Source organism: Streptomyces sp. NPDC032745, assembly GCF_055579465.1.
Window position 1 is genome coordinate 149,665 of record NZ_JBVING010000018.1, and the last position, 24,392, is coordinate 174,056.

Sequence of the window (24,392 nt, forward strand, 5' to 3'; positions counted from 1 at the left end):
TCACACCCCCACGTTCGTGAGGGTCGCGGACAGGGCACCGGTGACCACGCCCGAGGCGGCCGGCACCAGCAGGAACCTGGCCCCGCGGCGGGCGCTGCCCGCCCTGAGGTGCTCGCACAGCGTCAGGAAGTGCGACGTCGTGGCGGTGTTTCCGTACCGTTCCACCACGGAGAGGGAGGCGGGCATGGCGGTGCCGAATTCGGCCTCGGCCGTCTGGTTGACGTAGTCGATGAAACGGGTGCCGACCTGGTGCTGGATGACGTAGTCGAAGTCCTCGCAGGCGAACGTCCGCCCGCTCTTGGCCAGGAGATCCCCGTGGAACCGCGGCCACAGCCTGAGCCGGTCGCGGTTGTGCATCTTCTTGTTGTCCGTGTAGAGGGCGATGCCCGGGGTGCGGTCGCTCGGCATGCCCATGCACAGGTGGGAGTACTCGGAGCAGGTCATCAGCTCGACGTAGTGAATGCGGTCGGCCTCGTCGGCAGAGACGTCCAGGACGACCGCGGCGGCCGAGTCCCCGACGGAGAGCGAGGCGAACTGCGGGTCGTAGGAGTCGGTCATCTCCTGTGCGGCGGTCTGCGCGACGCGGGTGGCCTGCTCGCCGCTGACGACCAGGCCGCGCCGCACGGCACCGGAGCGGATCATCCGGTCGAGCAGCCAGACGCCGGTCATCATGCCGGCGCACGCGTTGGAGACGTCGAAGTGGACGGCGGCGCGGGCGCCCAGTTCGCTTGCCAGCATCGCGGCGAAGGAAGGCTCGAAGGTGAAGCGACCGCCGTCCTTGAAACGGGTGATCGAGGCGGAGATGACGATGTCGAGGTCGGCGGCCCGGTAGCGGGAGGACTCCAGCGCGTCCCGGGCGGCGGCCAGGGCCAGCCCGAACGAGTCCTCACCGGCCGCCGGTTCGGGGTCGGACACGCGCCGCTCGGCGATCCCGGTGATCTTCTCGATGTCCACGTCCCCCAGCCCCGGGACCCGGGCGGCGAGCTGAGGTGTGGTCTGGACTGCTGCCGGCAGGCAGACGCCTAAGGCTTCTATTCGGCTGTATGCGGTGGTGCTCATGTGTGTCGCGCTCCGTAGCGATCCGCCTGCGGGCATGGGAGTGCCGAGGCGGTGGTTGACAGCTGGATTCATGGGGCGCCCGGGGAATTACGGACAGCGAAGTTACCGTAGCGTACGGATCTCATGCCGGGCCGTCAGAGATCCGCAAATGCGGAAGATCCGGCCGAATACCGGCCACCCACCGCTCACCGCGACAGCGGTCAGAACCTGGGCCTGCACCCCGTTCAGCGACGTCCAGGCACTCGAAAACCTGTCCGGAACCACCCGGTCCACTCACCTCCACCCCGGCTTCGGGAGCGACCGGACGCCCGCCGGGCTCACGCGTGTGTCCACGCCCGCAGGAGGGCTTCACGCTCGGGCGGTTTCGGTGTGCCACCGCCGTGGTCCCGGCTCCAGGCCGTGAGGGTCCGAGGGTCTGCCGTGCCCTCCCGGAAGCGGGCCAGGAGGTGCTGGGACAGGGTGATCTCCCGGGGGGTGTAGCCGTCGGTAGCCGCCGGCACCTGCACCTCCTCCGTACCGTCCTGCGTCTCCAGGACCAGGAACATCTGTGGCGGTTCCTCGCCGCCGTAGCCGGACCCCAGCGTGACCACCGCTTCCAGCACCGCTGCCAGGAAGCGGCCTCCGCCCCTCGCGGCGCCCTCGACGGGCACGGCCTCCACGCCCGCGGAGCGCAGGACCGACCACGGCCACGCCCGGATCCGGTCCGGGCCCCGTGCCTGCACCCCTTCGGAGGTGATGCGGACGCAGTGCCCCTCCCCGTCCGGCGGGGAACCCACGTACACGGAGTCCTCGGTGATCCAGAACAGTCCTACCATCGCCACGGCTGACTCCTGATGTGCATGCCCGTCCGTCTCGGGCTCCTGCGATCGTTTGCCGGCGCCCCGCGGCGCCTGGTTCCAGTAGGCCCCGCCCTGCCCAGCGGGGCATGACCCTGCATCTCGGGGCTTGACCGTCTGCGGGACGATCCTTCGTCCGCTGCTTGCGCTGGAGCCGGTCGCGCTCGGGCGGCCCTTCCACCGGGCCCCGAAGCAGACGGCATAGGGTGACGAAATGCCCGTACACGCCGACCGCGACCTCCTGGACCTGCTCGATGCCCACCTGGAGGCCCTCGGGGACGGCGTGGACCTCCCGCTCCCACGGGGTCTGGCCAAACCCGCCGGCGACGCATCGGAAGAGCTCGTCCGCTGGGCCCTCGACCGGCTCCGGCATATCCCCCGCGAGCCGGGGGAGGCGTTCGGCCTCCACGTCGGCGGCCTGCTGAGGGAGTTCCGCACCCGCCGGTGTCCCTGGAACGCGGCGGCCTTGCGCCTGCTCGACGACGTCTACACCTTCGCAGCCGCCGGTCCCCGCCGGCACGAGGACTGGGCGCACGATGTCCTCGCCGTGCTGCACCGGTCGGTCAACGACCCCCGTGGCTGGGTCCGCCTGGACTGGGACCGCCGCAACGACGCCCGCCCCATCGGGTCTGCGTACCCCTTCGACCCACCGGCCGCAGCGGATTTCCCCGACCGCTTGTACCCCCTCGAAGCGGAGGCGGCCGTCGGCGCACTCGCCGTCATGGCCGAGGAGTGGCAGTCCGAGCCCGCCCCCGTCCGCACCCGCCCGGACCGTGACTCCGTGCTGGCGGACGCCCGGACCCTGCTCTCCAGGTACGGCCCCACGGCCGGCTACTGGACCAACGCGACGGCCGCCGCTTCGGACCCGGCCGTGGACTTCCTCGCAGCGGGCCTCGCGGGCACCCGATCCCACATCTTCGTCACCTCGGAGTACGTCAAGGGCCTCGACTTGCTCGAGGACCTGGGACTGATCGCGGTCACCGACGACGAGGTCGGCGTCTTCTGGTCAATCGGCGCGTACTGACCCGCGAGCACCCAGGCCCGGTCCGCCTGATGCGGGTCTTCGGCCTCTCGTCCGTCACCCGCGATGAAGTACGTGGCGGCCGCCCACCCCGCCTGCGTCCGGCCTACCCCCCATCGCCCCATGGCCGCCCTTGGGGCCTTGGGGGTGGCCTGAAGCGAGCCGGCCGCCGAGTCCTGTCCGCGCGGCTCCGTCAGACCCCCGCCCCGCGTAGCGGTCTAGCATGAAAAGCAAGGCTTTCATCTCCAGGCCCGGGCCGCAGCGGCAGGGAGGCCGGTATGGCGTTCGACACGACTGGTTTCGAGCAGGCGGACGGCGGCCGCTACATCCCGATCTCCGAGCACGGCCTGATCGGCGATCTTCGTACGACCGCCCTGGTCGGCACGAACGGCACCATCGACTGGTACTGCTGCCCGCGCTTCGATGCGCCCAGCGTCTTCGGGGCCATCCTCGACGCCGACCGGGGCGGGTCGTTCGAGTTGGCCGCCGATGTCCCGACCCGCACCAGGCAGTTCTACTTCCCCGACACGAACGTGCTGATCACACGCTTCTTCGCCGGGGACGGGGTGGCGGAGATCCAGGACTTCATGCCCGTCGTCGACGAGTCGCGCGAGGCGGCCCGGCACCGGCTGATCCGGCGGGTGATCTGCGTCCGCGGAACCCTCCCGTTCACGGCGCGGATCGCCCCCCGCTTCGGCTACGGCGCCGAAGCGCACACCACACACCTCGAAGGCCACACGGCGGTGTTCCGCTCCCCGTCACTGACGCTCGCGCTGACCTCCACCGCACCCCTGGAAACCGACGGCCTGGACGTGTGGTCGCACTTCAAGCTCCTTGAGGGCGAGTCCAACGTGTTCGCCCTCGACCAGATCGGCGAAGACGTCCCGCCCCGGTCGTGCCCGCGCGCCGAGGCGCAGGAGCAGGCCGAGGCCACCGTCCGGTTCTGGCGCCACTGGCTGGCCGGGTCGCGCTACCACGGGCGGTGGCGGGAGATGGTGAACCGCTCCGCGCTGCTGCTGAAGCTGCTCACCTACGCGCCGACCGGGGCGATCGTCGCCGCACCGACCACCAGCCTGCCCGAGCAGATCGGCGGCGAGCGCAACTGGGACTACCGCTACGTCTGGGTCCGCGACGCCGCCTTCTGCGTCTACGCCATGCTGCGCCTGGGGTTCACTTCGGAGGCCGAGGCGTTCATGGGGTTCATCTCCGAGCGGGGCATCCTGCGGGGCACGGGAGAGAGCGGTCCGTTGCAGATCATGTACGGCATCGACGGGCGCACCGAGCTGCCCGAGTACGAGCTTCCGCACCTGGAGGGATACCTCGGCTCCGCACCGGTCCGGGTGGGCAACGCCGCCACCGGCCAGCTCCAGCTGGACATCTACGGCGCGCTGATCGACTCGATCTACCTCTACGACAAGTGGGGGCAGCCGATCAGCAGTGACCGCTGGGACGAGGTCGGTGCCGTGGTGGACTGGCTGTGCGAGCACTGGGACCAGCCCGACGAGGGAATCTGGGAGACCCGCTCGGGCCGGCGGAACTTCGTGTACTCGCGGCTGATGTGCTGGGTGGCGCTGGAGCGCGCGATGCGCATGGCGAACCGCCGCGGTCTGCCGGCGGACCTGACCCGCTGGCGGGAGTCCCGGGACGCGATCTACCGGCAGATCATGCGGCGCGGCTGGTCGGCCGAGCGAGGCGCGTTCGTCCAGGGGCTGGACGACCACGTGCTGGACGCCTCGCTGCTGATGATGCCGATGGCCAAGTTCATCTCCCCCACCGACCCCAAGTGGCTCTCCACCCTGGACGCGCTCACCACGGACCTGGTTTCCGACTCGCTGGTATACCGCTACGACCCGACCGCCAGCCCGGACGGCCTGCACGGCCCCGAGGGCACCTTCTCGATCTGCTCCTTCTGGTACGTGGAGGCGCTGGCCCGCGCCGGCCGACTGGAGGAGGCCAGACTCGCCTTCGAGAAGATGCTCACCTACGCCAACCACCTCGGTCTGTTCGCGGAGGAGATCGGCCCGACCGGCGAACAACTGGGCAACTTCCCGCAGGCCTTCACCCACCTCTCGCTGATCAGCGCCGCCTTCAACCTCGACCGCGCGCTGGGCTGACGCAGCATCACCGCCGGGACGGCTGCCCGAAGAAGGGGTCGTCCACCACATGGGCCCAGCCGCCGTCCGGCTGGCGTCGGAGGATCTCCGTGGTGGTGGAGATGACCGGCTCGGGGCCGGCACCGGTGAGGGTGGCGGTGTTCGATACCAGGGCGACGTCGTCCACCTGTCGGATGTCGCGCAGTTCGAGCTTGAGGCGGGCGCCCGTGTCGATCAGCTGTTGCAGGCCATTCCGGATGGACGCGGTGCCCACCAGGTGGGTTCCAGGGGTGGGGACGAAGTGGGCGTTCGGCTCGTACAGCGACACCAGGCCCTCGACGTCACCCGCCTCCAGGTACTCCGTGAACATGGCCCCCACCTGCTCGGGCGTCTCGGCGCGGCGCCGGGCCGCGGCGCCGACGGGCTTGTCGCCCCAGCCCGCCGCGGCGAGCAGGTCGTACCAGTCGGGGTGGGCGCCATAGGGCAGATGGTGGCGGAGCAGGGCGCCCGGGAAGGTCAGCGGGGACGCCTTGTGGGGCTTGGCCTTGGCCTGGGTGACGATCGCGTCGCTGAGCGCGTAGGCCAGGTCCATGCGGGGAAGCAGGGCGTGCACCTCGTCGGCGAGGCCGGGCGGAAGGTCCTCACGCCGGATTCCGAGGATGTCGGTGCCGATGCCGGCCTGCGCCAGCGCCACCTCTGTGCCCTTCCGCCCGGCGATGCCGTCCGAGGTGTGCAGGGCGATGGCGTCCCAGGCGATGGCGATGCGCCGTTCCTCGACGCCGCGTTCGCGGAGGAAGGCCGCTGCGGTGTCGGCGCCGTCGACTTCGAACCGCTGGTCGCCGTTGCCCTCCTCGCTCACCCCGATGTCGTGCAGGACGCAGCTGAGGAACAGCAGTTCGTCGTCGTAGTCGGTGCCGGGGTTCAAGCCCTGGTTCTGGGCGTGGGCTCGGGCGAAGACGTAGCTGCGGACGCTGTGGTGGAAAACGAAATCCGGCGTGGCCCTGGCCACGTAGGTGTAGGCGTCCCGGGCGAGGCGCGTGTCGGGGAGGCGGAGCTGTTCGAAGGCGGGCAGGGGTGCGTCGGTGGTCATGGTGTGGCTCTTTCGTTCGGACTGGGCGACTGAGGCGGAGTGCGTGCAGTCGGGTGGCGAATCCGGCGAATGGGCCGATCTGCGCGGCCACTTGTTCGCGGTGGTGGCGCCGGATCACACCGTGCGGGTCCAGGCTGCTTCCTGGACCTCCTTGATGAGCTCTTCGGTCGCCGGGGGCCAGACGTTCCGGTACTTTCCCTGCTCGGCGCCGATGATCTCGACCATCTTGTCGATCATGTCTTGCGGCTCGAACTGGTCGGCCAGGATTTCCGCGAAGCGGGCCCTCACGTCCTCGGTCCGGTTGAAGTTGACCGCGTCGTCCAGCCAGCGGAAGGCCGTGTCCGCGATCCGGTCGTTGAACCCGGTCAGGTACGCCCCGGGGTTGATGGTCTGTACGGTGATGCCGGTCGGCGCGAGCTCGTCGCGCAGGGTCGCCGCAATCGCCTCGAGCGCGTGCTTGGCCGCGCAGTAGGCCCCCAGGCCGAACGCGGTCAGCATGCCTCCCATCGAGCTGACGATGACGACGCGGCCCGCCGTGCCGGCGTCCACCCAGGTGCGGATCACCCGCTGGGTGATTTCCAGGTTCGCGAAGACGTTCGTCTCGAACGTGCGCCGGACCAGCTCGACGGGAATCTCCGCCAGCGGCCCGCAGTCACCGATAGCGGCGTTGCTGACGAAGGTGTCGAAGTCCCAGCCGGGGACGGCCGCGATGTCGCGGGCGTCCAGGACGTCCAGCTTGTCGACCGTGACGCGGTCCTGCAGGCCGAGTTCCTCGATGTGCTTGCGCAGTTCGGTCACCTGCGGCCAGATCTCCGTGGTGGCGATGACCTGGTGCCCGGCCCGGGCCAGGCCGATGGCGGCGCCACGCCCCAGGCCGGTGCCGGCACCGGTGATCAGGATCTTCTTCATCGTGCTTCCTTTCCGAGCGCGATGCGGGCGACCTCGCCGTCCTGGACGGGCATGCCACCCGAGACGCCGACGGCCCCGACCAGAGTGCCGCTGTCGTCGTGCATGGGGAGGCCGCCCGCGTAGGGGATCAGGCCGCCGTTGGTGTACTCGGTCGCGGGAGCCGGGCCGCCGGGCTTGCAGAACTCCCACAGGTCCTCGCTCGGGCCGTTGAACAGAACCGAGGTCTTCGCCTTGGCCAGCGCGATCTCGATCGACCCGAGGACCGACCCGTCCATGCGGGCGAACGCGACCAGGTGTCCGCCGCCGTCGACGACCGCGATGTTCATCGTGACGCCCATCGCCACCGCGTGGGCGCGGGCCTTCTCGATCACGGCTTGGGCCGTGTCCAGAGTGATGTCCATGGCGTATGCCCCTGTCGGTAGCGGTGCGAGGTCGTGTTGCGCCCGGCGGGATCAGCGGCAGGCGACGTCTTTGTCCGTCATGAGGCGACCGTAGGCGCGATCCGGGCGAAGGAGTCATTGGCACGCATGCCATGTAGCGATAGGATCGTGCCAATGGCGTGGGAGGTGAGATGTCAGACGGAAAGCACCGCGTGGTCGTGGTGGCTCTCGAGAACGTCCTCGCACTCGACATCGGGATTCCGTTGCAGGTCTTCGGGAGCTGGCCTGATGGCCCCTACGCGCTGACGGTGTGTGCGGAACAGCCCGGGCTCGTCGCGATGCACGGCGGCCCCGCGTTGTCGGTCGCCGACGGGTTGGACGCCCTCGATACGGCAGACACCGTGATGGTCCCGGGATACCTGGAGCCCGACACACCCTCCGCCGCGGTCAGCGCCGCGCTCGCGGAGGCGGCAGCCCGGGGCAGCCGCATGGTGTCCATCTGCCTGGGTGCGTTCGCCCTCGCCGCCGCCGGCCTGCTCGACGGCCGACGGGCCACCACGCACTGGCAGTACGCGGCAACACTGGCGAAGCAGTACCCGCGGGTGACGGTGCAGCCGGAGGCTCTGTACATCGACGAAGGCCAAGTGCTGACCTCCGGCGGCGTCACCGCCGGCCTCGACCTGTGTCTGCACCTCATCCGCCGCGATCACGGCACCCGACTGGCGAACCAGCGAGCACGCCTGCTGGTCGCCGCGCCGCACCGCACGGGCGGTCAGGCCCAGTTCACGGACCTGCCGGTGCCCCCCGATCCGGAAGACGGACCCGCGCCGGTGTACGAGTGGGCCTTGCGCAACCTGCACCAGCCGCTCACCGTCGACCAGTTGGCGCGCCAGGCCGGGATGTCGCGGCGCACCCTCATCCGCCGCTTTCACACCGACACCGGGCGACCGCCCATGCGTTGGCTACTCGACGCAAGGCTCGGCCTCGCACGGGAACTCCTGGAATCGAGCGACCTGACGGTGGAAGCGGTCGCACGGCGCTGCGGCCTGGGCACGCCGGCCAACTTCCGGACCCTGTTCAAAGCCCACGTCGGAGTACCGCCCCGCGCGTACCGCGAGACGTTCAACTCGGCCCCGCTGAGCAAGACTTGAGTGCCGGCCGATCGTCGTCGTCATCGCCGGGGCGTCGGGGTTGGTCCGGGCCAGGACTGTCCCGCAGCCGCTCGAGATGGCGGCCGTACCTACCGATCGGCAGGTACGGCTCGATGAACTTCCACTGATCGTCCATAAGTTGCCTCCGCTTCACGACCAAGGCGTCTTGACAGCGAACGCAGTCGTTGCGGCTTCTTGGCCGGCGAACCTAGGCGCGTGAGGTGAGGAGCCGGGCCGCGGTAGCTTCGAGTTCAGCGCGAAGCACCCGCTGGCATTCCAGCGGTGCGCACACCTCAAAGGCCAGGTCTCGAATCTCGCCGAACAGGAGCACCTGGAGGTACTCGGGGCCACCCGCTTCCTCACGGCCCAACAGGATCTCCACGGTGAGCCGAGTACCGTCCGCGAGCCGCCGCGATCCGCTCTGTGGTTCGCCGTCAACCAGCACGAACTCCTTCTCGTACCGGCCTTCGGGTGGCGAGGCCAGCAGCCACTGGGCGAACGCGGCTGCCCGTGGTGCACCACCGCTCAGTGTCGTGCGTCCGATGAAGTACGCGTCGAAACACCAGGTACCGACCGGATCCTTGCCGACCGCCAACCACAGGTCATCAACGGGCATGCCAGGATAATGGCTGCCGCGCCAGCCGAAGCGAAAGCCTGTCTCATCGTGCTCGCCGGACACCGTCGACCCTTCTCTCTCCCCGATCTGCGGGTTGGCAGTTCGCCCGACGCATGAGCGTCTCGATCAACCGACCGCGCAGGTCAACGATCGGCTCGCTGTCCGTCACCGCAGCAGACCAATACCGCCGTGCTCACCACCGACCTGCTTCGCCGGCACTTAAGCCAACGCGGAACGGCTGACCAGGCGCCCGTCGAGGACGACCTCCAGCCAGGTGTAGCAGTCACCGATCCACAGCCCGACCTCCGCCCCACACCCCGCGCAGGCCAGGTTCGGCCCCTCGTGCCCGCCTGGCCCGCAGCAGCCGCCCCAGCGGCTCAGGATCTTCGCGGTACCGACCAGATCGCCGGGGCTCAACAGCAGGTCCACCCCTGGCCCGTGCCCCGCCCGGGACATTCTGAAGCCCTTGGGCGGCGAGCCCCAGGTGATGCGTCCCGGCTGCGGGTCGCGGGCGTACGTTCCTGCCGCCATCCTGGGCGGGCAGGGGTCCACAGGAGAGTCGAGCGGCGTCCAGGCCTCGTCCTCCGCCGGCGGGTCCACCTCACGCACCGGCGCGGACAACCGGGCACGGCACACGGCGCAAGAGAAGACCTCGGCAGCAGCAATCTGCATGTCATCTCCCCTGTCCTTCGGTGCCGATGAAGCTACCCCACCTCGCTGACTCACCCAAGCCGCTCCCGATCCGGTTGCACCCACGACTCACCGGCGCTTCACCGAGTGGGCGCCGGTCTGCCCCTCAAGCTCCACGCTGGCAAAAGCACCGACTACAACCACCTGCGGCGATGGTTTCGCGGTGCACAGACTCCAGCCAGCGGCTGGGCCGGCACCGCTGGACAACCCGAACGCACCATGGTCTGGCTCGCCGGATGTCGGCGCCTGCACCCGCGTTGCGAACCCAAGCCCAGCCACTTCCTGGCTGTCACCAGCATCGTTTGCACCCTCATCTGCTACCGCAGGCTCATCAGGACAAACGATCTTCAGGCTGCGTCAGAGTAGGCGAGGTGCGCGCCGCAGACGGTACACCGGAACAGCATGGCGGTTGCCCCCTCGCCCAGGTTGGTCAGGAAGTGCTCAAGTCGGTTTTCGTCGTTCCAGCCGTCGATACGCATATCGGCCCGCAGCTGCTCCAGGGCTTCGGGATGCGCCGCCAGCTCGGTGTATCCGACTTCGCCCACGAAGGCGGCCGCGTCTTGGCAGTGGACGAGCCAGTGCGGATCCTGCCAGGCGTGGAAGCCAGGGGTGCGGCGGGTGACCTCATGCAAGACGGCCTCGCTGACACCGTCGAGCCCGTAGGAGTCCGTGAATTCACCCGCGAAACGTTCAGCCGCGCTCCCGTCCGCGATGCACCATGGGCAGAAACGTCCCCCAACGTCGTGGGCGGTGTAGAAGGACGCCGTGTAGATCCAGCCTCTGCTGCGCTCGCAGCAGGCGCACGTCTGGTCGGCCGCACGGACGGACCCGCTTGCGAGGGGGTCTGGGTGATAGCGGAAGAAGGGCAGGCTGGCACTCATCGCCGCTTCCCGATCCGCGTCTTGGTGGCCATACCCGCTGATCCCATGGAGAGCAGTCTGTCCGCGAGGAGCCCTCCGATCAACCGGCGACGTCGGACTGCTGCCGGCCCGGCCAATTGAGCAGCTTGCTAGGACCCGGGTTCGGCGATGTCGCACGAGGTGGGGGTGACCTCGCAGGGGGCAGCGGCCAAGTCCCTGTCCCGGACGTCGCAGGCGATCCGGCTGAGCAGGGTCCGGAACGCCGGGCGCTCGTTCTCATCGAGCGCCTCAAGGAGCCGGTCTTCGGCTTCCCGTACCTGCCGCTGCAGGTCCTGGAGGGTGCTGACGCCACGCGCTGTGGCGACGATCTTGCGCTGGCGCCGATCGGCAGGGGTGAGCCGGCGCTCGACCAAGCCGGCGCTGACGAGGTCGTCGATCAGGTAGGTCATCACCGTGCGGTCGATCCCCAGATACGTGGCCAGGGCGAGCTGATTTCTCTGGTCGCCTCGGACGACGACGGCGAGCGTCTGGTAACCGCGGGCACCCTGCGGGACGTCATCGAGGACCGACGCGACGACGGTCCGGTACGCGCGCATCAGGACGAGGAGGGAAAGACCGAGGTCTCCCGCGAAGTCGACACCGTCGACCGGCGTGGTCGGTGTCTCGGCGCTCATAACAGGAATGATACCCGCCCACTCATTGTTGGACAGATCATCTGTACCGCATGCGATCTGTCAGACAACATACTTCGACGACGAAGCGCCGCAGATGAGAAGGCAAACGTCATGATCAAGATCGGCATCATCCTCGGCAGCACCCGCCCCAACCGCAACGGCGAACAGGTCGCGAAGTGGGTGCTCGACATCGCCTCGCGCCGCAACGACGCCACATTCGAGCTCATCGACCTCCGCGACCACCCCCTGCCGCACCTCGACGAGCCGCTTCCGCCGTCGCTCGGCCAGTACCGGCACGAACACACCAGGCAATGGGCCGCCAAGATCGCCTCGTTCGACGGGTTCGTGATCGTGACACCCGAGTACAACCACGGCATCCCCGGCGTTCTCAAGAACGCCATCGACTACCTCTACGCCGAGTGGAACAACAAGGCGGTCGGTTTCGTGTCCTACGGCGGGGTCGGCGGAGTGCGGGCCGTCGAGCACCTGCGTCTCGTCGTCGCCGAGCTCCAGATGGCCGACGTACGCCAGCAGGTCGCACTCTCGATGATCACCGAATTCGAGAACTTCACCGTCTTCAGGCCCGGCGAGCACAACCTGACCGCCCTGGACACCATGCTCGACCAGGTCATCGCCTGGAGCGCCGCGCTCGCACCGCTGCGCATGGCCTCGGCCGCCGCGGCCTGAGCCGCCCGCCGGGCTCTGTTCGGTCATGCGCGGCGTACAGGAAGTCCCGCCATGTTCCTCCGGAGCCGAAACGTCCCGTGGCACCGGGAAGGCGCGCCTGTCCGCAGAGGGCCGGTCCTGCACGTGCCCCGGCCGTGCGAATCACCCAGATCCGGTGATGCCATCTCATCTGCCTGGTGGAAGGGATCGCAGTGGCCCGCCTCCCGGCAGGAGGTCGCCGGCAGGAGGTCCCCGGCCGAAGGCCGGAGCAGCGGCGCTCGTGTCACCGCCCAGCACTGGCGCAAGGCAGCATCTGCCCCGTCCCTACGGCTCATCCTCCCGGCGCACAACCCGGATCGTGAACGACAGGAGTTCGACATGAGCGAAGCACGCGACTGGAACGCGAAGACCATCGCAGAGTTCCGGGCGAACGAGGGCAGGGTCGGCGGGGTCTTCGAGGGCGCTCCGCTGCTCCTCGTCCATCACCGCGGCCGCAAGAGCGGGCAGGAGTACGTCAGCCCGGTGATGTACCTCTCGCACGACACCGCGCCGGACATCATCTACGTCTTCGCATCCAAAGGCGGAGCACCCACCGACCCGGACTGGTACCGAAACCTGACCGCCGCCGGCGGGGGCACCATCGAACGCGGTACTGCGACCTACCCGGTGACCGTCCGCGAGCTGATCGGCGCCGAACGCGACCGCATCTACGCCGAACAAGCGCGGCGATACCCCGGCTTTGCCGAGTACGCACGCCAGACTGCCGGAATCCGCATCATTCCCGTGCTCGAACTCCGGCGGGCGTAGCCCATACCCCGCGTCAGCTTCAACGAGTCGAAGGAGAGAGATCATGCCCAGGGCAGTCAGGTACGACGAGTTCGGCGGGATCGACGTGTTGCGGGTCGACGAGGTGGAACGCCCGGCGCCCGGGGGCGGGCAGGTCCTCGTACGCGTGAAGGCGGCCGGCATCAACCCCAGTGAGGCGGTCATCCGCACGGGGGCGTTGGCGGACCTGTTCCCGTCGACGTTCCCGTCCGGGCAGGGCAGCGACCTCGCCGGGGTCATCGAGGAGGTCGGCGCCGGGGTTGCCGGATTCTCGCCCGGCGACGAGGTGATCGGATTCAACCAGAAGCGGGCCTCCCAGGCCGAGCTGGTCCTGGTCGAGGCCGGTGACCTCACGCGCAAGCCGGAGAAGGTCCCATGGGAGGTGGCCGGCAGCCTGTACGTCGTCGGCGTAACCGCATGGGGGGCGGTACACGCCGTCCAGCCCAAGGAAGGCGAGACCGTCGTCATCTCCGGGGCCGCCGGAGGAGTCGGCTCGCTCGCCGTCCAGCTCGCGCGCCGCACCGGGGCCACGGTCATCGGCCTGGCGAGCGAGAGCAACCACGAGTGGCTGAAGAGCCACGACGCGATCCCGGTCGCGTACGGCGACGGCGTCGCGGACCGCATCAGGGCCGCCGCGCCCAGCGGCGTGGACGCCTTCATCGACACCTTCGGCGACGGGTACGTCGAGCTGGCCCTCGCCCTCGGCGTCGCGACCGACCGGATCGACACCATCGCCGATTTCGCGGCCGCCGAGAAGCACGGGGTGAAGACGGACGGGGGGATCGCCGCCGGGCCGGGCGCCAAGGTGCTGGCCGAGCTTGCCGGCCTGCTCGCCGACGGACACCTCGAGGTGCCCATCGCGAACGTCTACCCGCTGGCGCAGGTCCGCGAGGCCTACACCGAGCTCGAACGCCGCCACACCCACGGCAAGATCGTCCTCAGGCCCTAGTACTCCACCGAGACTTCTCCATTTGGCCTGGTCAGCGACCTGGTAGTGGGGGGTGTAGCGAGGCTGCGGCATGGGTGGGATGGCTTTGAGGTGGGCGTCCCGTCAACGGGTGGCCGCGCCGCATGCAGTGGCAGGGTGCCCGTCCCGCTCGGCGACCGCTGACGGTTTCGACGGCTCAGTCATCCACTCCGCGAACGACGACGTCACGCCCTGCGGCGCGGCGTCGTGGGCTCCGGCTCCGGGGTTCGAGCCGATATGCATGGCCGCCGCTTGGCGTCAAGCCACGTATTCGAGTGGCGTGACGCACACTCCCCCACAGGGTTTATTTGAAGTACGCCCCCACCGGGGAAACCCGCCGAAGAACAGCAGGCCCACGAATTTCCCAGGCCTATTCTGCGGGGCGCCTCACAAACCCTTATCAATTCCGAATGGAGAATTCCCATGTTCGAGCGTTTCCCGACCCGCCGTATCGTTCTGGCCGGAGCTTCCCTGGCACTGGTCGGTGGTGGCATAGCCCTCCCCGCGACCGCCATGGCCGCGCCCACCGCCGCCCCGCAGCAGGCCGTCACCCTTCCCCAGGACAGCGCCGACGGCATCGGCACCGGCGGCGACGCCAACGCCGAGAACACCACGGTCGGCGGCGAGGCCACCGGCGGCAACGCGAACAGCGGCGTCGGCAACTGCAAGGGCAAGTGTGTGATCAACACGGGTAACGCCACCGGCGGCAACGCCAGTGCCGACGCCGTCAACACCGGCGACGCCACCGCCGTGGGCGGCGACGGCACCGGCACCGGCGGCCAGGTCAACAAGCAGACCATCAAGAACCAGGTCAAGGACGAACTCAAGGCCAAGCTCGGCAAGTGAGACCCCACAACCCCATAGCCCCGGGGAACACTCCCCGGGGGAGCCGCCCAACACAGCGGACGCCGGAGAGGCCCACCAGCTCTCCGGCGTCCGCATGCCGTGCCACGACGCCCCCACAGGCCAAGGCGCCCAGGGTCGAGGATTTCGCCGCCCGCCGCCCGCCGCTCGCAACCTCGAAAGGCGCGACGGCTCACCTCGGCGACACCCCCTGATGCGGCACCGGCCGGTGTCAGGGGACGAAGACGCTGCGGTTGCCGTTCGGGTGGTAGGTCTCGCCCGGGTGGATCAGCCACTCGACCTGACCTGTGCAGTCGTAGCCGGACCGGACTTCGATGACCGAGTCGGTGAAGTTGGAGACCACGGGTGGAACGAAGTCGCCCAGCGGAAAGCAGCCGCTGGGCGAGTGGTGGGCCGCGCCGTCGATGATCAGGACGCCGTGGGCCGCGTACGCGGAACTCGGTGCGGCCAGGACCAGTGCCGCGGCCGCCGCGCAGGCTGCAAGTGCCGTCTTCATGCGACGTAAGGTATGCGAGCGGCTACGTCAAGTCACGGAGGTCCCCGACTGCGCGCCGCCGACCGCTTTCGCGGCGGCTGGGAGAGCAGCGGCCGGAACCGTGACCGCGCGCCGTCCGCACCGACCAGCAGGCTGGTGACGACGGAGGTGCCGTCGGAGAAGGGAACTCGTCCGTCAGGCAGGCTGCCTTGAGGGCGAGTTGTCCGGTGGGTGGTGCCCTCTCCCCCCTGGCCGCAGACAACAGGGACACCTCACATAGCGGCCGGAGACCGTCACTGACACACGTGTTCCTCAGGCCCCGTCGACGCCTTCGCCGTGTGATGGCCGCCGCCTCTCGCCGACCAGCGGGGCGCAGGTGGGGGCGCGTTGGCCGACTGTCTCGATTCAGTGCCTCCGCACGTCAGGGGCGGCTGATTCGTGCCATCATCCGCCCCACATCGACTACGGGGGGACAGGGTGTCGGTTCAGGCGCAGACCCGTCGCAAGCGGCTCCTGCTCGGGAGTGCCACGGCGCTCGCGGCCGTCGGCGGTATGACCGGAGACCTGATCTTCACTGAGCTGAAGGACGAGTGGGCGCTCGGCGCCTTCGGGGGCGCCGCCGCGGTCGTGGCCGGCCTGACCGTGTTCCTGTACCGCCACTCGGCGGACGACCTGGCCGTGTCGGTGCGGGCCGGGCTGGAAGAGCCCCACCAACTCCCCGCGGAACACTTACTGGTGGGGCGGGAGGCGCTCAGCAGCAGTCTCATCGAGCGGCTCAGGGACGTACCGACCCCGACGAGCGGCACACTGCCCGCGAACCCGTCCGCGGGGCAGTGTGCCGTGACCGTCGTCCACGGCGCGGCCGGCACCGGGAAGACGGCCCTCGCCCTGCACGCGGCGCACCGCGTCAAGGAGCATTACCCCGACGGTCAGCTGTACGTCGACCTGAAAGGCGGCACCGCCACGCCGCGCGACGGCGGGGAGGTCCTGGAGGTGTTCCTCCGGAACCTGGGGACGGCGCAGGAGGACATCCCCCGCAGCGTCGACGACCGCGCCACCCGCTTTCGCAGCCTCACGAACGCCATGCGCCTGCTGATCCTGCTCGACAACGCGCACAGCACGGAACAGATCCAGCCGCTTCTGCCCGTGGGGGCAGGCTGCTCGGTACTCGTGACGAGCAGGAGGAACCTGTCGGCGGGAAACATCACCAGGCGCCACCCGCTGAAGGTGGAACTCCCCGCAGAGGACCAGGCGTTGGAGATCCTCAGCGCCCACGCGGGCCGGGAACGCGTCGCCGCGGAACCCGCCGCGGCCCTGGACATCGTGCAGTTCTGCGACCGGCTTCCGCTGGCGCTGCGCATCGTCGGCGGGAAGATCGGCTCACGGGACGACCTGACGCTCCGACAGATGCGAGCGAGGCTCGCGGACGAACAAGCGCGGCTGCACGAGCTGGTCTTCGAGAGCCACAGCCTCCAGGCTTGCCTCTCCCTCATCTACCGGGACCTGCCGGGGAGCACACGGCAGGCGTTCGCGCTGATGTCCTCCCTGCCCGCGGGCAGGCTGACCGACTGGCATGTCGGGCGGAGCCTGCCGACTCCGGCGACGGCGGGAGGGGTTTGCGACGAACTCGTCGGCGTAGGCCTGATGGAGGCCCGCAGGAGCGCCGACGACGCCGAGCCCTCCTACGGCCTCCATGACCTGGTGCGCGTCTTCGCCCGTGAGCAGTACAAAGGCCTGCCCCCTGAGGAGCGCCGCAGCGCGGAGCAGCGACTGGTCGGCGCCTACCGGGACGCGGTCGTCCGCCTGGCGGCGGGCCGGGCCCCGGAACTCGGCACCGGAGCACCCGGCGAGCGGCCGGGAGACCTGGAGCGCGAGACGGCCGGCGCCTGGGTGGCGGAGGAGAGCGAACGCATCAAGTGGGCGATCACCCGCGCCCGTCGCCTGGACATGGAGCCCGAGGGAGCGGAGATCGCCGAGGGCCTGACGTACTTCCTCGATGATGTGAACCTGTCCCCGGACTCCGCCCGGTGGATCTTCGACCAGGGTGCCGAGCAGCGGACCAGGGTGGTCCGGAGCCTGCGTCGCGGCCGCGCCGTGGTCGCCCTGGGGAACGAGCTGCCCGACGCGGCCCTGGAGTTGCTCCTGCCGGGCGAGTCCCCGGATCCCGTCGTCACCCTGACGGCACGAGACCGGATGATCGTCGCGCGTGCCTACGCGGCCAAGAGCGACTATCCGGCAGCCCTGGACCACATGACCACGGCCGTGGGGGAACTGCGCGCGGAGAACGACCTGTGGCACGTCCAGGCCTCTCTCGAGAAGCTGGGCGAGTTCCAGCGGTGGCGCGGGCAGCCCGAGAAGGCGGAGGAAAGCCAGCGGGAGGCACTGCGGCTGGCCGAGGGGTTCGGGGACAGGAGGGCGCAGGCGCGCCTTCGGCGCACCCTGGCCGAGACGCTCGGATACCTGCGCAGGCCCGAGGAGGCCGCCCCGCTCCTGGAACAGGCGATCCGCGACTTCGGCGTCCTGAACGACAGGGTCTGGGAAGCCCGGAGCCAGTACGCGCTGGGCAAGATCTACCGGCTGCTCGCCCGCCGCCAGGACGCGCTGGAGGCCTACGAACAGGCCGAGGACATCCTGGGCCCGATGGGCGAGCGGCAGTGGATCGGCCGCATCGACAACGCGCGGATCCGTGTGTACGCCGGCATGGAACGGTTCGACGACGCCTGGGCCTCGGCACAGGCGGCCCTCGGCCTGTTCCGGCAGCTCGGGGACGACATGTGGTACGCCCACACCCAGCGGGACGTCGGCCTGCTGCACCTGAGGCAGGGCCGGCCGGGCGAGGCACTGGCACCCCTCACCGAGGCGATCGAGGTGACCCGGCAGGCCGGTGACGCGTACGCGGAGGCCATGGCCAGGCACCTGCGAGGTGTCGCCCACCGCGAACTGGGGCAGCTGGCCCAAGCACGCAGCGACCTGGAGGCGGCACTGGCCATCTACCAGGGCGGGGCGTACGACTGGAACCGGGCGGTGGTCCTCCATGACCTGATCCGGGTACTGCGCGCCGACGGCGCGTCCGATGAGGCCGACGGCATGGAGTCTTCGGCGATCGCGACCAACCCGGCTTTCGTCCGGATGCCCGGGCGGGACGGTGCCCGGGCCATCCCGGACGAGGACTGACGGCCGGCGTCGGCCTGTGCGCGTCGCGTACTCACTGCGGCAGCCACGGCCATCGACATCGCCGTACGGGCCAGTCCTGTCAGACAGGCGACAACAGCGCAGCGCACGCCAGCAGCACCGCGAACCAGGCCCGGAGCAACAGAGGCAGGCGTCGCGACATGCGCGCCATGCCAGGTCACGGGCCGAATCCGTCCGGCAACCACCACCGCACGCGTGTGCGAGCCATGACCGCGCAGCGCGCCGTCCACTGTGCGGACGGTCACCTTGACGACCATCGATGCTTAGGCCAGCCTTACCTTTGCTTGCTCCTTGCCGGTGTGAGCACACTGCAGAAGATCCCTGGAGCAGCAATGTCCGCCGCCAACGCCACCGCGACCCCACGAAGACCTGGACGGGAAGCAGAACTCCTCCAGCTCCCCTCATGGTGTGGGACCGCCGCAGCATCGCTGGCGGTATGCGTCGGCTGGGCAGCGACCACGTGGATCGCCCTGCACACGCGCGCCGACACCACCCTGCACACCGCGGCGCTGTTCGTACACCTCGCCTCCCTGGTCCTGGGCTTCGGTGCGGTGCTCGCCATCGACTACTACGGCGCGCTGTGGCTCATGGGCCGCAAGACCCTCCGTGAAGTGCTCGACTTCACCGCCCCGCTGCACATACCCGTGTGGGCCGGCCTCGGCGGTCTTCTCTTCAGCGGCGCCTTCCTCCACCCCGATCTCGGCTCACCCCTGACGTGCGTGAAGCTCGGCCTCGTCTTGGTGCTCTCCCTCAACGGCGTCCAGGCGTCAGCCCTGCACCGCCGCCTGGCAGCTGTCGATGGCGGCCCCGTCGGCCGCTCGCTGTTGATCCGCGGTGCCGTGACCGCGTCTGTTTCACAAGCTGCCTGGTGGGGTGCGGTCGCGATCGGCTTCCTGAACAGCCGGCACTGATCGCCCTTTTCGTCCTGGTGATCGCACCGGTCACATTCGGGGCCGGAAACCGGTGACGGCCGCCTGGGTGGATCTCGGGCCGGACCACTGGACGCCGGCCTTCACAGTGCCCTGCCCGGGTGGTTGGTCCGGTCTCACCGGACCAACCACCCGAGACGCTCAGTGGCTGTGGCCGTCGTTGTGCTCGGGTGTCTTCGGGCTGGGCTTGGCCGTGGGGGCGGTCCTACCGGCAGCTGGGGCCGAAGGGCCGGTGGTGGATGCGTGATCGTCTGCCGCAGGCCTTTCCGTGGTGGCTTCTTCGGCGGTGCCGTGGCTGTGGCCCGGGCCGCCCGGCGCGGTCTCCATGGAGGTTGCGACTTCACGCAGGCCGAGGTGGGCGACAGCCGCTACGGCGAGAACGGTCAGGCCGACGAGGCTGAAGATGCGGTGCCAGGGCGTGTCGGCATCCTTGATCACGTAGGCGATGAAGGAGACGACGAGACCGGCGGGGACGAGGACCGCGCCGCGGGCGGGGAAGTCGTCGAAGTGCTGGAGCCCGCCGCTGAGCATGCCGATGCCGAAGGACAACAACAGCGAAGAGCCCATCACCACCAGCATGCGCGGAAGCCCGGGCCGCTCCCGGATGAGGAAGAACTCGTTGAGGACGGTGGCGGTGAGGAAGACGAGCGCACCGTAGAGGGCGATCCGCGTGTAGCGCTCGGGGTCCAGCGGGTGGTGGACAACTGCGCCGCTGATGAGGCCTGCGCCGACGAAGTACCCGACGTAGCCGAGATAGCGGGCGGCCAGCGAACGCTTGCGGGACGAGTGCCTCTTGCGCCGGGCGGCCCGCCGTGTCGCGGGAGCGACCGGCGCGGGGTCCGCATGCCGGGCATCGAGAAGCCGTATGGAGGTCATGTGCGAGTTCCTTGGGTGCTACAGGTGTGGCTCATCACCCCGGCACGCACCGGCAATGGGTGGGCCGGGGTCGGCGATGAGAGTCAGGGCAGGGTCGGGACGGAACGCCCGGACCTATACCTGCTGCACCACTGAACTGAGGGAACTTCGCCAGGGCGGAAGACCGGACGGGATCGTCGGGGCCCAGAGCTGCGGCCGCATCGCGGCGAAGGCGGGAGTCAGCTCCTCCAGAGGAACGAGGTGCGGGCAGGGCAGATCGCAGCCCTGCTCCGGATGGCCGGAGGTGCATGTCTCGGCGGGGTGCGAATGCCCGGTGTCGTCGTTTCTCCCGCTGGGCCCCTCACCGTCGGAGTGGTGGGTGCCGGCGATCTCGACGGACGCTGCGTGGGGCGTGGCGACGGCCCCGCCGGTGACGTGCGCGGAGGCACTGTCGGCTCCTGCGGCGTGGGTGTAGAGGAGGGCGAACAGCAGAGCGGCCAGCCACAACAGCCGCAACGGACCCGCCGGGCGGCGACTCCGCCTCGTGATCCATGCTGCCCGGGCCGTGACCATGCCAAGACCATATCCGGCGGCCGGAATCCGCTGCCCGGCAGCCCCTGGCCGATCAGACGAAGCGGCGAGCTCGGCAGGGTCAGGGCCCCGGGCGCAGGCCCTCGAAGCGGACGGCGACCGGGCGGCGGACCACGGCTTCGGCGGTCGGTGCGGCCGCTGCCCGCAAGGCGTGGGTGCCCTGTCGCTGACCGCCCGCGCCCTCTACCAGGACCCGTTCAGGCCGCTGCTGCCCGATGTCTTCCACGTCCCCTGCGGCGATACCGACGGCCTGGCCCGGCTCGACGAGGTCATCGCCACTTCGACCGCCACCTCGAAGCGGCGCCCGGGCAGCTTTTCGCCCTGGCGGTGCTTCTGGGCGGCGCGGCGGACCGCGGCGGTGACGGTGGGCGAGGTCCAATGGGGGCGATGTACGGCAAGGCGGATCAGGCAGGACTCCCGCGAAGCCCAACTTTGCCCGGAGGTCTCCGTGTCGAAAAGTGCCGCGCCTCAAGGCGGCGTTCCGCGCGAGGCCCCGGCGCGGGCGCCGCTCGTGCTCGCGTCCCTGATCATCGTTGCCGCGGTGGCCAACTTGAACCTGTCGGTGGCCAACGTGGCCCTGCCCGCGATCGGGAAGGCCTTCGACTCGTCGCAGACCGCGCTGAACATGATCGCCGTGGGGTACTCCCTCGGCCTGGCCGCATCGGTCCTCTATCTAGGGGCGATCGGCGACCGTCACGGGCGCAAGTTGCTGCTGCTCCTCGGCATCGTCCTCTCCATCCCCGCCTGTCTGCTCGCCGCCTGCGCGCCGAATGACACCGTCCTCGTGGCGGCCCGGATCCTCGGAGGACTCTCGGCCGGCATGGCCTACCCGACCACCCTGGCGCTGATCACCGCCCTGTGGGCAGGGCCGGGGCGGACGAACGCGATCGCGTTGTGGTCGGCCCTGGGCGGAGGCATCTCCATGCTCGGGCCAGTGGTCGCGGGCGCGCTGCTCGAACAGTTCTACTGGGGGTCGGTGTTCCTGGTCACCCTGCCCCTCGCCGTGGTCGCGCTGATCATGGCTCTGTTGTTCGTCCCCGCGCACGCCAACGAGTCGACCGAACCGGTGGACAACCTCGGCGGCATCCTGTCCGTCCTCTTGATCGCGGGACTCGTTCTGGCGATCAATCTCGCCGCCGTCCGCAACCAGGGGGCGCTGGTCGTCGGCCTCGTCGTGATCGCCCTCGCTGCCGGAGCAGCGTTCTTCTGGCGTCAGCGGCGGGCTCCCAACCCGTTGTACGACCTCCACGTCGCCGGCCGGCGAACGTTCTGGGTCGCCGCATGCGCGGGCATCATCGTGTTCGGCTCCCTGATGGGGTCGGCGTTCGTCAGCCAGCAGTACCTGCAGAACGTGCTCGAGTACGACTCCATCGCAGCAGGGGCCGCCATCCTGCCCGTCGTCGTGATGATGGTCATCGTGGCACCGCGATCCGCGAAGCTGGTCGAGACGCGAGGCGCCCGCACGACGCTGCTGATCGGCTACGTGTTCCTCTTCCTCGCCTTCGGCTGGATGCTGCTGTTCTGGGCCGAGGACAGCAGCTACTGGCAGATCGGCCTTGCCTACGTGCTCACCGGCATCGGGGTCGGCTTCGCCGGGACGCCCGCATCGCACTCGCTGACCGGGTCGGTCCCCGTGCGACGGGCAGGTATGGCCTCGGGCACCGCGGACCTGCAACGGGACCTCGGTGGGGCCATCATGCAGTCCGTCATGGGCGTGCTGCTCACCGCCGGATACGCCTCGGCCTTCAGCTCGGCGATCGCCACGTCTTCCAAGAGCAAGGACGTGTCGGACCAGGTCCAGAGCGAGCTGACGAAGTCGTTCGCCTCCGCAGAGCAGGTCGCCCAGCAGCACCCCCAGTACGCCGACCAGATCGTCGCGGCAGCCCGCCAGTCGTTCCTCGACGGCGACGACTGGGCATACACCGCGGGCCTGACCGCGATCGCACTCGGTGCGCTCCTGGTCTTCTTCAAGTTCCCGCGCCGGGAGGCCGAGCAGGAGCTCCTTCGGCGCTACTACGCCGAGGACTCCGCGTCCGTCACCGAGGGGTCGACCGGACCGGGAGGCTGAGGTGTCTCGGTCCCCGGCCCGGCCCTCTTCGCCCCCCGGGACGGCACCGTCCCCTTCCCTGAGCGCTACGGCCCGGCCCGGGAGGACGCCCACGTCACGGGCGCGAGCGCGGAGTGGAGCATCTGCCCAAGTCGCACGTGCGGTCAGGCGACCAGCTCATAGATGCCCCGGGCCGTCAGCCACAGGCCGACGAGCAGGGCGATCGTGACGATCAGCTGCTCCTGATGCTGCTCAAGCCAGATCCGCAGGGCGTTCAACCTGGCACCCGCGGCCGCCGGTGCCCAGACCGTGTACATCTCCATGACGATGAGGCCGAGCGTGGCCAGCAGGCAGTAGCCGGTCAGTGCGAGCCAGCTGGTGACGGAGGAGAGGTCCGCGGCGACGACCGTCGCGGCGCCGGCACCGACCAGCGCCCAAGGCTGCAGCAGCCATGCCAGCCCGGCGGCCGTGACCAGCGAGGCGCTGTCCACCCGGGCGGTCCAGTGCGGCGGGCCGTGCGGGCGGGGCGGCCGACGGCGCCGGTGTGCGCCGTACAGCACCAGCCCCAGGCCGATGGCGAGTTTCACAAACGCCACGGCGGTCGACGGCGTGCTGTGGCGGGCCGGGGGCTCGCCACCAGTCAGCAGCACCACACACGCGATCACCACAACCAGGTTGGCGAGCCACGACAACAGGAACGCCAGGCCCTTGCGGACGCCACGCCGCGAGGCGAGCAGCAGGATGAAGGCGCTGTTGTGCAGAGGCCCCAGGGTGATGGCCGTGCCGATCACGACCAGGTCGAGGACCATCAGCGCAGTCACTCCCGGAGGCCAAGGCCGTCTGCCGCCTTCGGACGGGTGGACCGGAGAACGGGGTCGGGCGGCGCTGTCACGACACCGCATTCCGACTTTGCGGGCGGCGGACCGGCCGGTCAAGCAGGCCACGCGCACGTTCCCGAATGCCGCACGTTCCCGAATGCCGCACGGCGCCACCTGCCGCCGCCCGGAGCCCGGCCGGGCCGAACAGGCGCTGAACACCGCGGAGGAGCGCGAAGCCCTCGCAGGCGGCGGCCCCTCTCACCGAGCAGGACGTGAACGGGTCACGCGCCGCCTTCGACGCCGCCGCGGCGTACGTGGCCGTGTACACCTACGAGTTCGAGGCGGAGCCCGGTGAGGACCGGCTGGCCCGCGAGGCCCGGGACGGGCTGCCGGTGAGGGAGGTCGCCGATCGGATCAGGACCGGGACGAGCTGCAGCCGCTCCGGCCCGGTCACGGCCGTACCCGTCCCTGCGTCACCCCATCGGGCAGCGGGGGCGCTCGGTCGACGGGAAGCCCGCCGCCCCGGGCCAAGGCGGCGGGAAACGGATGTGCCCCGCCCCGGCGTGGCGCCCGGGGCGCGCCGGCGCCCGTACACTCGGCCCATGAACCGCACACGCGTCACGGAGGAGTGCCTGCCGCAGGCCGCTCCCGCCGCGCGTGCGGCCCGCGCGGACCGGACGGGCGTCAGCTCCCGGACCGCCGTCGACGGCCAGGCCCCCGCGGTCGGCCGCGGTGCCCCGCACGGGCACGGCTAGCGCTTCCGCCGCCGTCCCCCCGCCGCCCC

Annotated in this window: 24 protein-coding genes; 11 read left to right on the plus strand and 13 right to left on the minus strand. The window is 69.9% G+C overall.

The window, feature by feature from the left end:
* Window positions 1-1,059 carry a 3-oxoacyl-ACP synthase III family protein gene (locus ACZ5WG_RS35165; protein ID WP_468728560.1) on the minus strand — a complete coding sequence of 353 codons (1,059 nt, stop codon included), beginning with the start codon at window positions 1,057-1,059 and terminating at the stop codon, window positions 1-3.
* A 317-nt stretch (window positions 1,060-1,376) separates the two neighbouring features.
* Window positions 1,377-1,880, minus strand: coding sequence for a hypothetical protein (locus tag ACZ5WG_RS35170; protein WP_468728561.1), 504 nt, complete (start codon window positions 1,878-1,880; stop codon window positions 1,377-1,379).
* A gap of 229 nt (window positions 1,881-2,109) precedes the next feature.
* Here ACZ5WG_RS35170 and ACZ5WG_RS35175 point away from each other — a divergent pair, with 229 nt between their 5' ends.
* The gene (locus tag ACZ5WG_RS35175) at window positions 2,110-2,919 is read left to right on the plus strand and encodes a hypothetical protein (RefSeq protein WP_468728562.1); all 810 of its coding nucleotides are present in this window, start codon (window positions 2,110-2,112) and stop codon (window positions 2,917-2,919) included.
* Window positions 2,920-3,194: 275 nt separating this feature from the next.
* Window positions 3,195-5,030: a glycoside hydrolase family 15 protein gene (locus ACZ5WG_RS35180; protein WP_468728563.1), complete on the plus strand. Its 1,836-nt coding sequence runs from the start codon at window positions 3,195-3,197 to the stop codon at window positions 5,028-5,030.
* A gap of 7 nt (window positions 5,031-5,037) precedes the next feature.
* Here the strand turns inward: ACZ5WG_RS35180 and ACZ5WG_RS35185 are convergent, their stop codons facing one another.
* The 3 genes from ACZ5WG_RS35185 to ACZ5WG_RS35195 all read right to left on the minus strand — a co-directional run bounded on the left by ACZ5WG_RS35185 (window position 5,038) and on the right by ACZ5WG_RS35195 (window position 7,409).
* Window positions 5,038-6,099, minus strand: coding sequence for a YybH family protein (locus ACZ5WG_RS35185; protein ID WP_468728565.1), 1,062 nt, complete (start codon window positions 6,097-6,099; stop codon window positions 5,038-5,040).
* Window positions 6,100-6,213: 114 nt separating this feature from the next.
* Entirely contained in the window at window positions 6,214-7,008 is a 795-nt protein-coding gene (locus tag ACZ5WG_RS35190; RefSeq protein ID WP_468728566.1) for an SDR family oxidoreductase, read from the minus strand.
* Entirely contained in the window at window positions 7,005-7,409 is a 405-nt protein-coding gene (locus ACZ5WG_RS35195; RefSeq protein ID WP_468728567.1) for a GlcG/HbpS family heme-binding protein, read from the minus strand. The genes ACZ5WG_RS35190 and ACZ5WG_RS35195 overlap by 4 nt, the downstream gene beginning before the upstream one ends.
* Window positions 7,410-7,579: 170 nt before the next feature.
* On the opposite strand from ACZ5WG_RS35195, the gene ACZ5WG_RS35200 reads away from it, so the two are divergent.
* Window positions 7,580-8,539 (plus strand): GlxA family transcriptional regulator, encoded by a 960-nt coding sequence (locus ACZ5WG_RS35200; protein ID WP_468728568.1) that lies wholly within the window; start codon window positions 7,580-7,582, stop codon window positions 8,537-8,539.
* A gap of 208 nt (window positions 8,540-8,747) precedes the next feature.
* Here ACZ5WG_RS35200 and ACZ5WG_RS35205 read toward each other — a convergent pair whose 3' ends face one another.
* The 4 genes from ACZ5WG_RS35205 to ACZ5WG_RS35220 form a co-directional block, all read right to left on the minus strand.
* Window positions 8,748-9,218: a hypothetical protein gene (locus ACZ5WG_RS35205; protein ID WP_468728569.1), complete on the minus strand. Its 471-nt coding sequence runs from the start codon at window positions 9,216-9,218 to the stop codon at window positions 8,748-8,750.
* 156 nt (window positions 9,219-9,374) lie between these two features.
* Complete coding sequence (locus tag ACZ5WG_RS35210; RefSeq protein ID WP_468728570.1) at window positions 9,375-9,827, minus strand: hypothetical protein; 453 nt, start codon at window positions 9,825-9,827, stop codon at window positions 9,375-9,377.
* A gap of 365 nt (window positions 9,828-10,192) precedes the next feature.
* Window positions 10,193-10,726, minus strand: a complete 534-nt coding sequence (locus ACZ5WG_RS35215; RefSeq protein ID WP_468728571.1) for a CbrC family protein — start codon at window positions 10,724-10,726, stop codon at window positions 10,193-10,195.
* 128 nt (window positions 10,727-10,854) lie between these two features.
* Window positions 10,855-11,379: a MarR family winged helix-turn-helix transcriptional regulator gene (locus ACZ5WG_RS35220; RefSeq protein WP_468728572.1), complete on the minus strand. Its 525-nt coding sequence runs from the start codon at window positions 11,377-11,379 to the stop codon at window positions 10,855-10,857.
* 111 nt (window positions 11,380-11,490) lie between these two features.
* On the opposite strand from ACZ5WG_RS35220, the gene ACZ5WG_RS35225 reads away from it, so the two are divergent.
* The 4 genes from ACZ5WG_RS35225 (at window position 11,491) to ACZ5WG_RS35240 (ending at window position 14,683) form a co-directional block, all read left to right on the plus strand.
* Window positions 11,491-12,066 (plus strand): NADPH-dependent FMN reductase, encoded by a 576-nt coding sequence (locus ACZ5WG_RS35225; protein WP_468728573.1) that lies wholly within the window; start codon window positions 11,491-11,493, stop codon window positions 12,064-12,066.
* Window positions 12,067-12,423: 357 nt separating this feature from the next.
* Complete coding sequence (locus ACZ5WG_RS35230) at window positions 12,424-12,852, plus strand: nitroreductase family deazaflavin-dependent oxidoreductase (RefSeq protein ID WP_468728575.1); 429 nt, start codon at window positions 12,424-12,426, stop codon at window positions 12,850-12,852.
* Between the two features lie 43 nt (window positions 12,853-12,895).
* Window positions 12,896-13,819 carry an NADP-dependent oxidoreductase gene (locus ACZ5WG_RS35235; protein WP_468728577.1) on the plus strand — a complete coding sequence of 308 codons (924 nt, stop codon included), beginning with the start codon at window positions 12,896-12,898 and terminating at the stop codon, window positions 13,817-13,819.
* Window positions 13,820-14,260: 441 nt separating this feature from the next.
* The gene (locus ACZ5WG_RS35240; protein WP_468728578.1) at window positions 14,261-14,683 is read left to right on the plus strand and encodes a hypothetical protein; all 423 of its coding nucleotides are present in this window, start codon (window positions 14,261-14,263) and stop codon (window positions 14,681-14,683) included.
* 229 nt (window positions 14,684-14,912) lie between these two features.
* Here the strand turns inward: ACZ5WG_RS35240 and ACZ5WG_RS35245 are convergent, their stop codons facing one another.
* The gene (locus ACZ5WG_RS35245; protein WP_468728579.1) at window positions 14,913-15,197 is read right to left on the minus strand and encodes a hypothetical protein; all 285 of its coding nucleotides are present in this window, start codon (window positions 15,195-15,197) and stop codon (window positions 14,913-14,915) included.
* 456 nt (window positions 15,198-15,653) lie between these two features.
* Between ACZ5WG_RS35245 and ACZ5WG_RS35250 the strand changes: the two genes are divergently transcribed.
* The gene (locus ACZ5WG_RS35250; protein WP_468728581.1) at window positions 15,654-18,350 is read left to right on the plus strand and encodes a tetratricopeptide repeat protein; all 2,697 of its coding nucleotides are present in this window, start codon (window positions 15,654-15,656) and stop codon (window positions 18,348-18,350) included.
* A 350-nt stretch (window positions 18,351-18,700) separates the two neighbouring features.
* Entirely contained in the window at window positions 18,701-19,279 is a 579-nt protein-coding gene (locus ACZ5WG_RS35255) for a hypothetical protein (protein WP_468728582.1), read from the plus strand.
* A 159-nt stretch (window positions 19,280-19,438) separates the two neighbouring features.
* Here the strand turns inward: ACZ5WG_RS35255 and ACZ5WG_RS35260 are convergent, their stop codons facing one another.
* Together ACZ5WG_RS35260 and ACZ5WG_RS35265 are read right to left on the minus strand one after the other, a co-directional pair.
* Window positions 19,439-20,173, minus strand: a complete 735-nt coding sequence (locus ACZ5WG_RS35260; RefSeq protein ID WP_468728583.1) for a hypothetical protein — start codon at window positions 20,171-20,173, stop codon at window positions 19,439-19,441.
* 114 nt (window positions 20,174-20,287) lie between these two features.
* The gene (locus ACZ5WG_RS35265) at window positions 20,288-20,725 is read right to left on the minus strand and encodes a hypothetical protein (RefSeq protein ID WP_468728584.1); all 438 of its coding nucleotides are present in this window, start codon (window positions 20,723-20,725) and stop codon (window positions 20,288-20,290) included.
* Window positions 20,726-20,894: 169 nt separating this feature from the next.
* Here ACZ5WG_RS35265 and ACZ5WG_RS35270 point away from each other — a divergent pair, with 169 nt between their 5' ends.
* Window positions 20,895-22,811, plus strand: coding sequence for an MFS transporter (locus tag ACZ5WG_RS35270; protein WP_468728586.1), 1,917 nt, complete (start codon window positions 20,895-20,897; stop codon window positions 22,809-22,811).
* Between the two features lie 143 nt (window positions 22,812-22,954).
* Here ACZ5WG_RS35270 and ACZ5WG_RS35275 read toward each other — a convergent pair whose 3' ends face one another.
* Window positions 22,955-23,599, minus strand: a complete 645-nt coding sequence (locus ACZ5WG_RS35275; protein ID WP_468728642.1) for a GAP family protein — start codon at window positions 23,597-23,599, stop codon at window positions 22,955-22,957.
* A gap of 611 nt (window positions 23,600-24,210) precedes the next feature.
* Here ACZ5WG_RS35275 and ACZ5WG_RS35280 point away from each other — a divergent pair.
* Complete coding sequence (locus ACZ5WG_RS35280) at window positions 24,211-24,363, plus strand: hypothetical protein (RefSeq protein ID WP_266671358.1); 153 nt, start codon at window positions 24,211-24,213, stop codon at window positions 24,361-24,363.
* The last annotated feature ends 29 nt before the right edge of the window (window positions 24,364-24,392 follow it).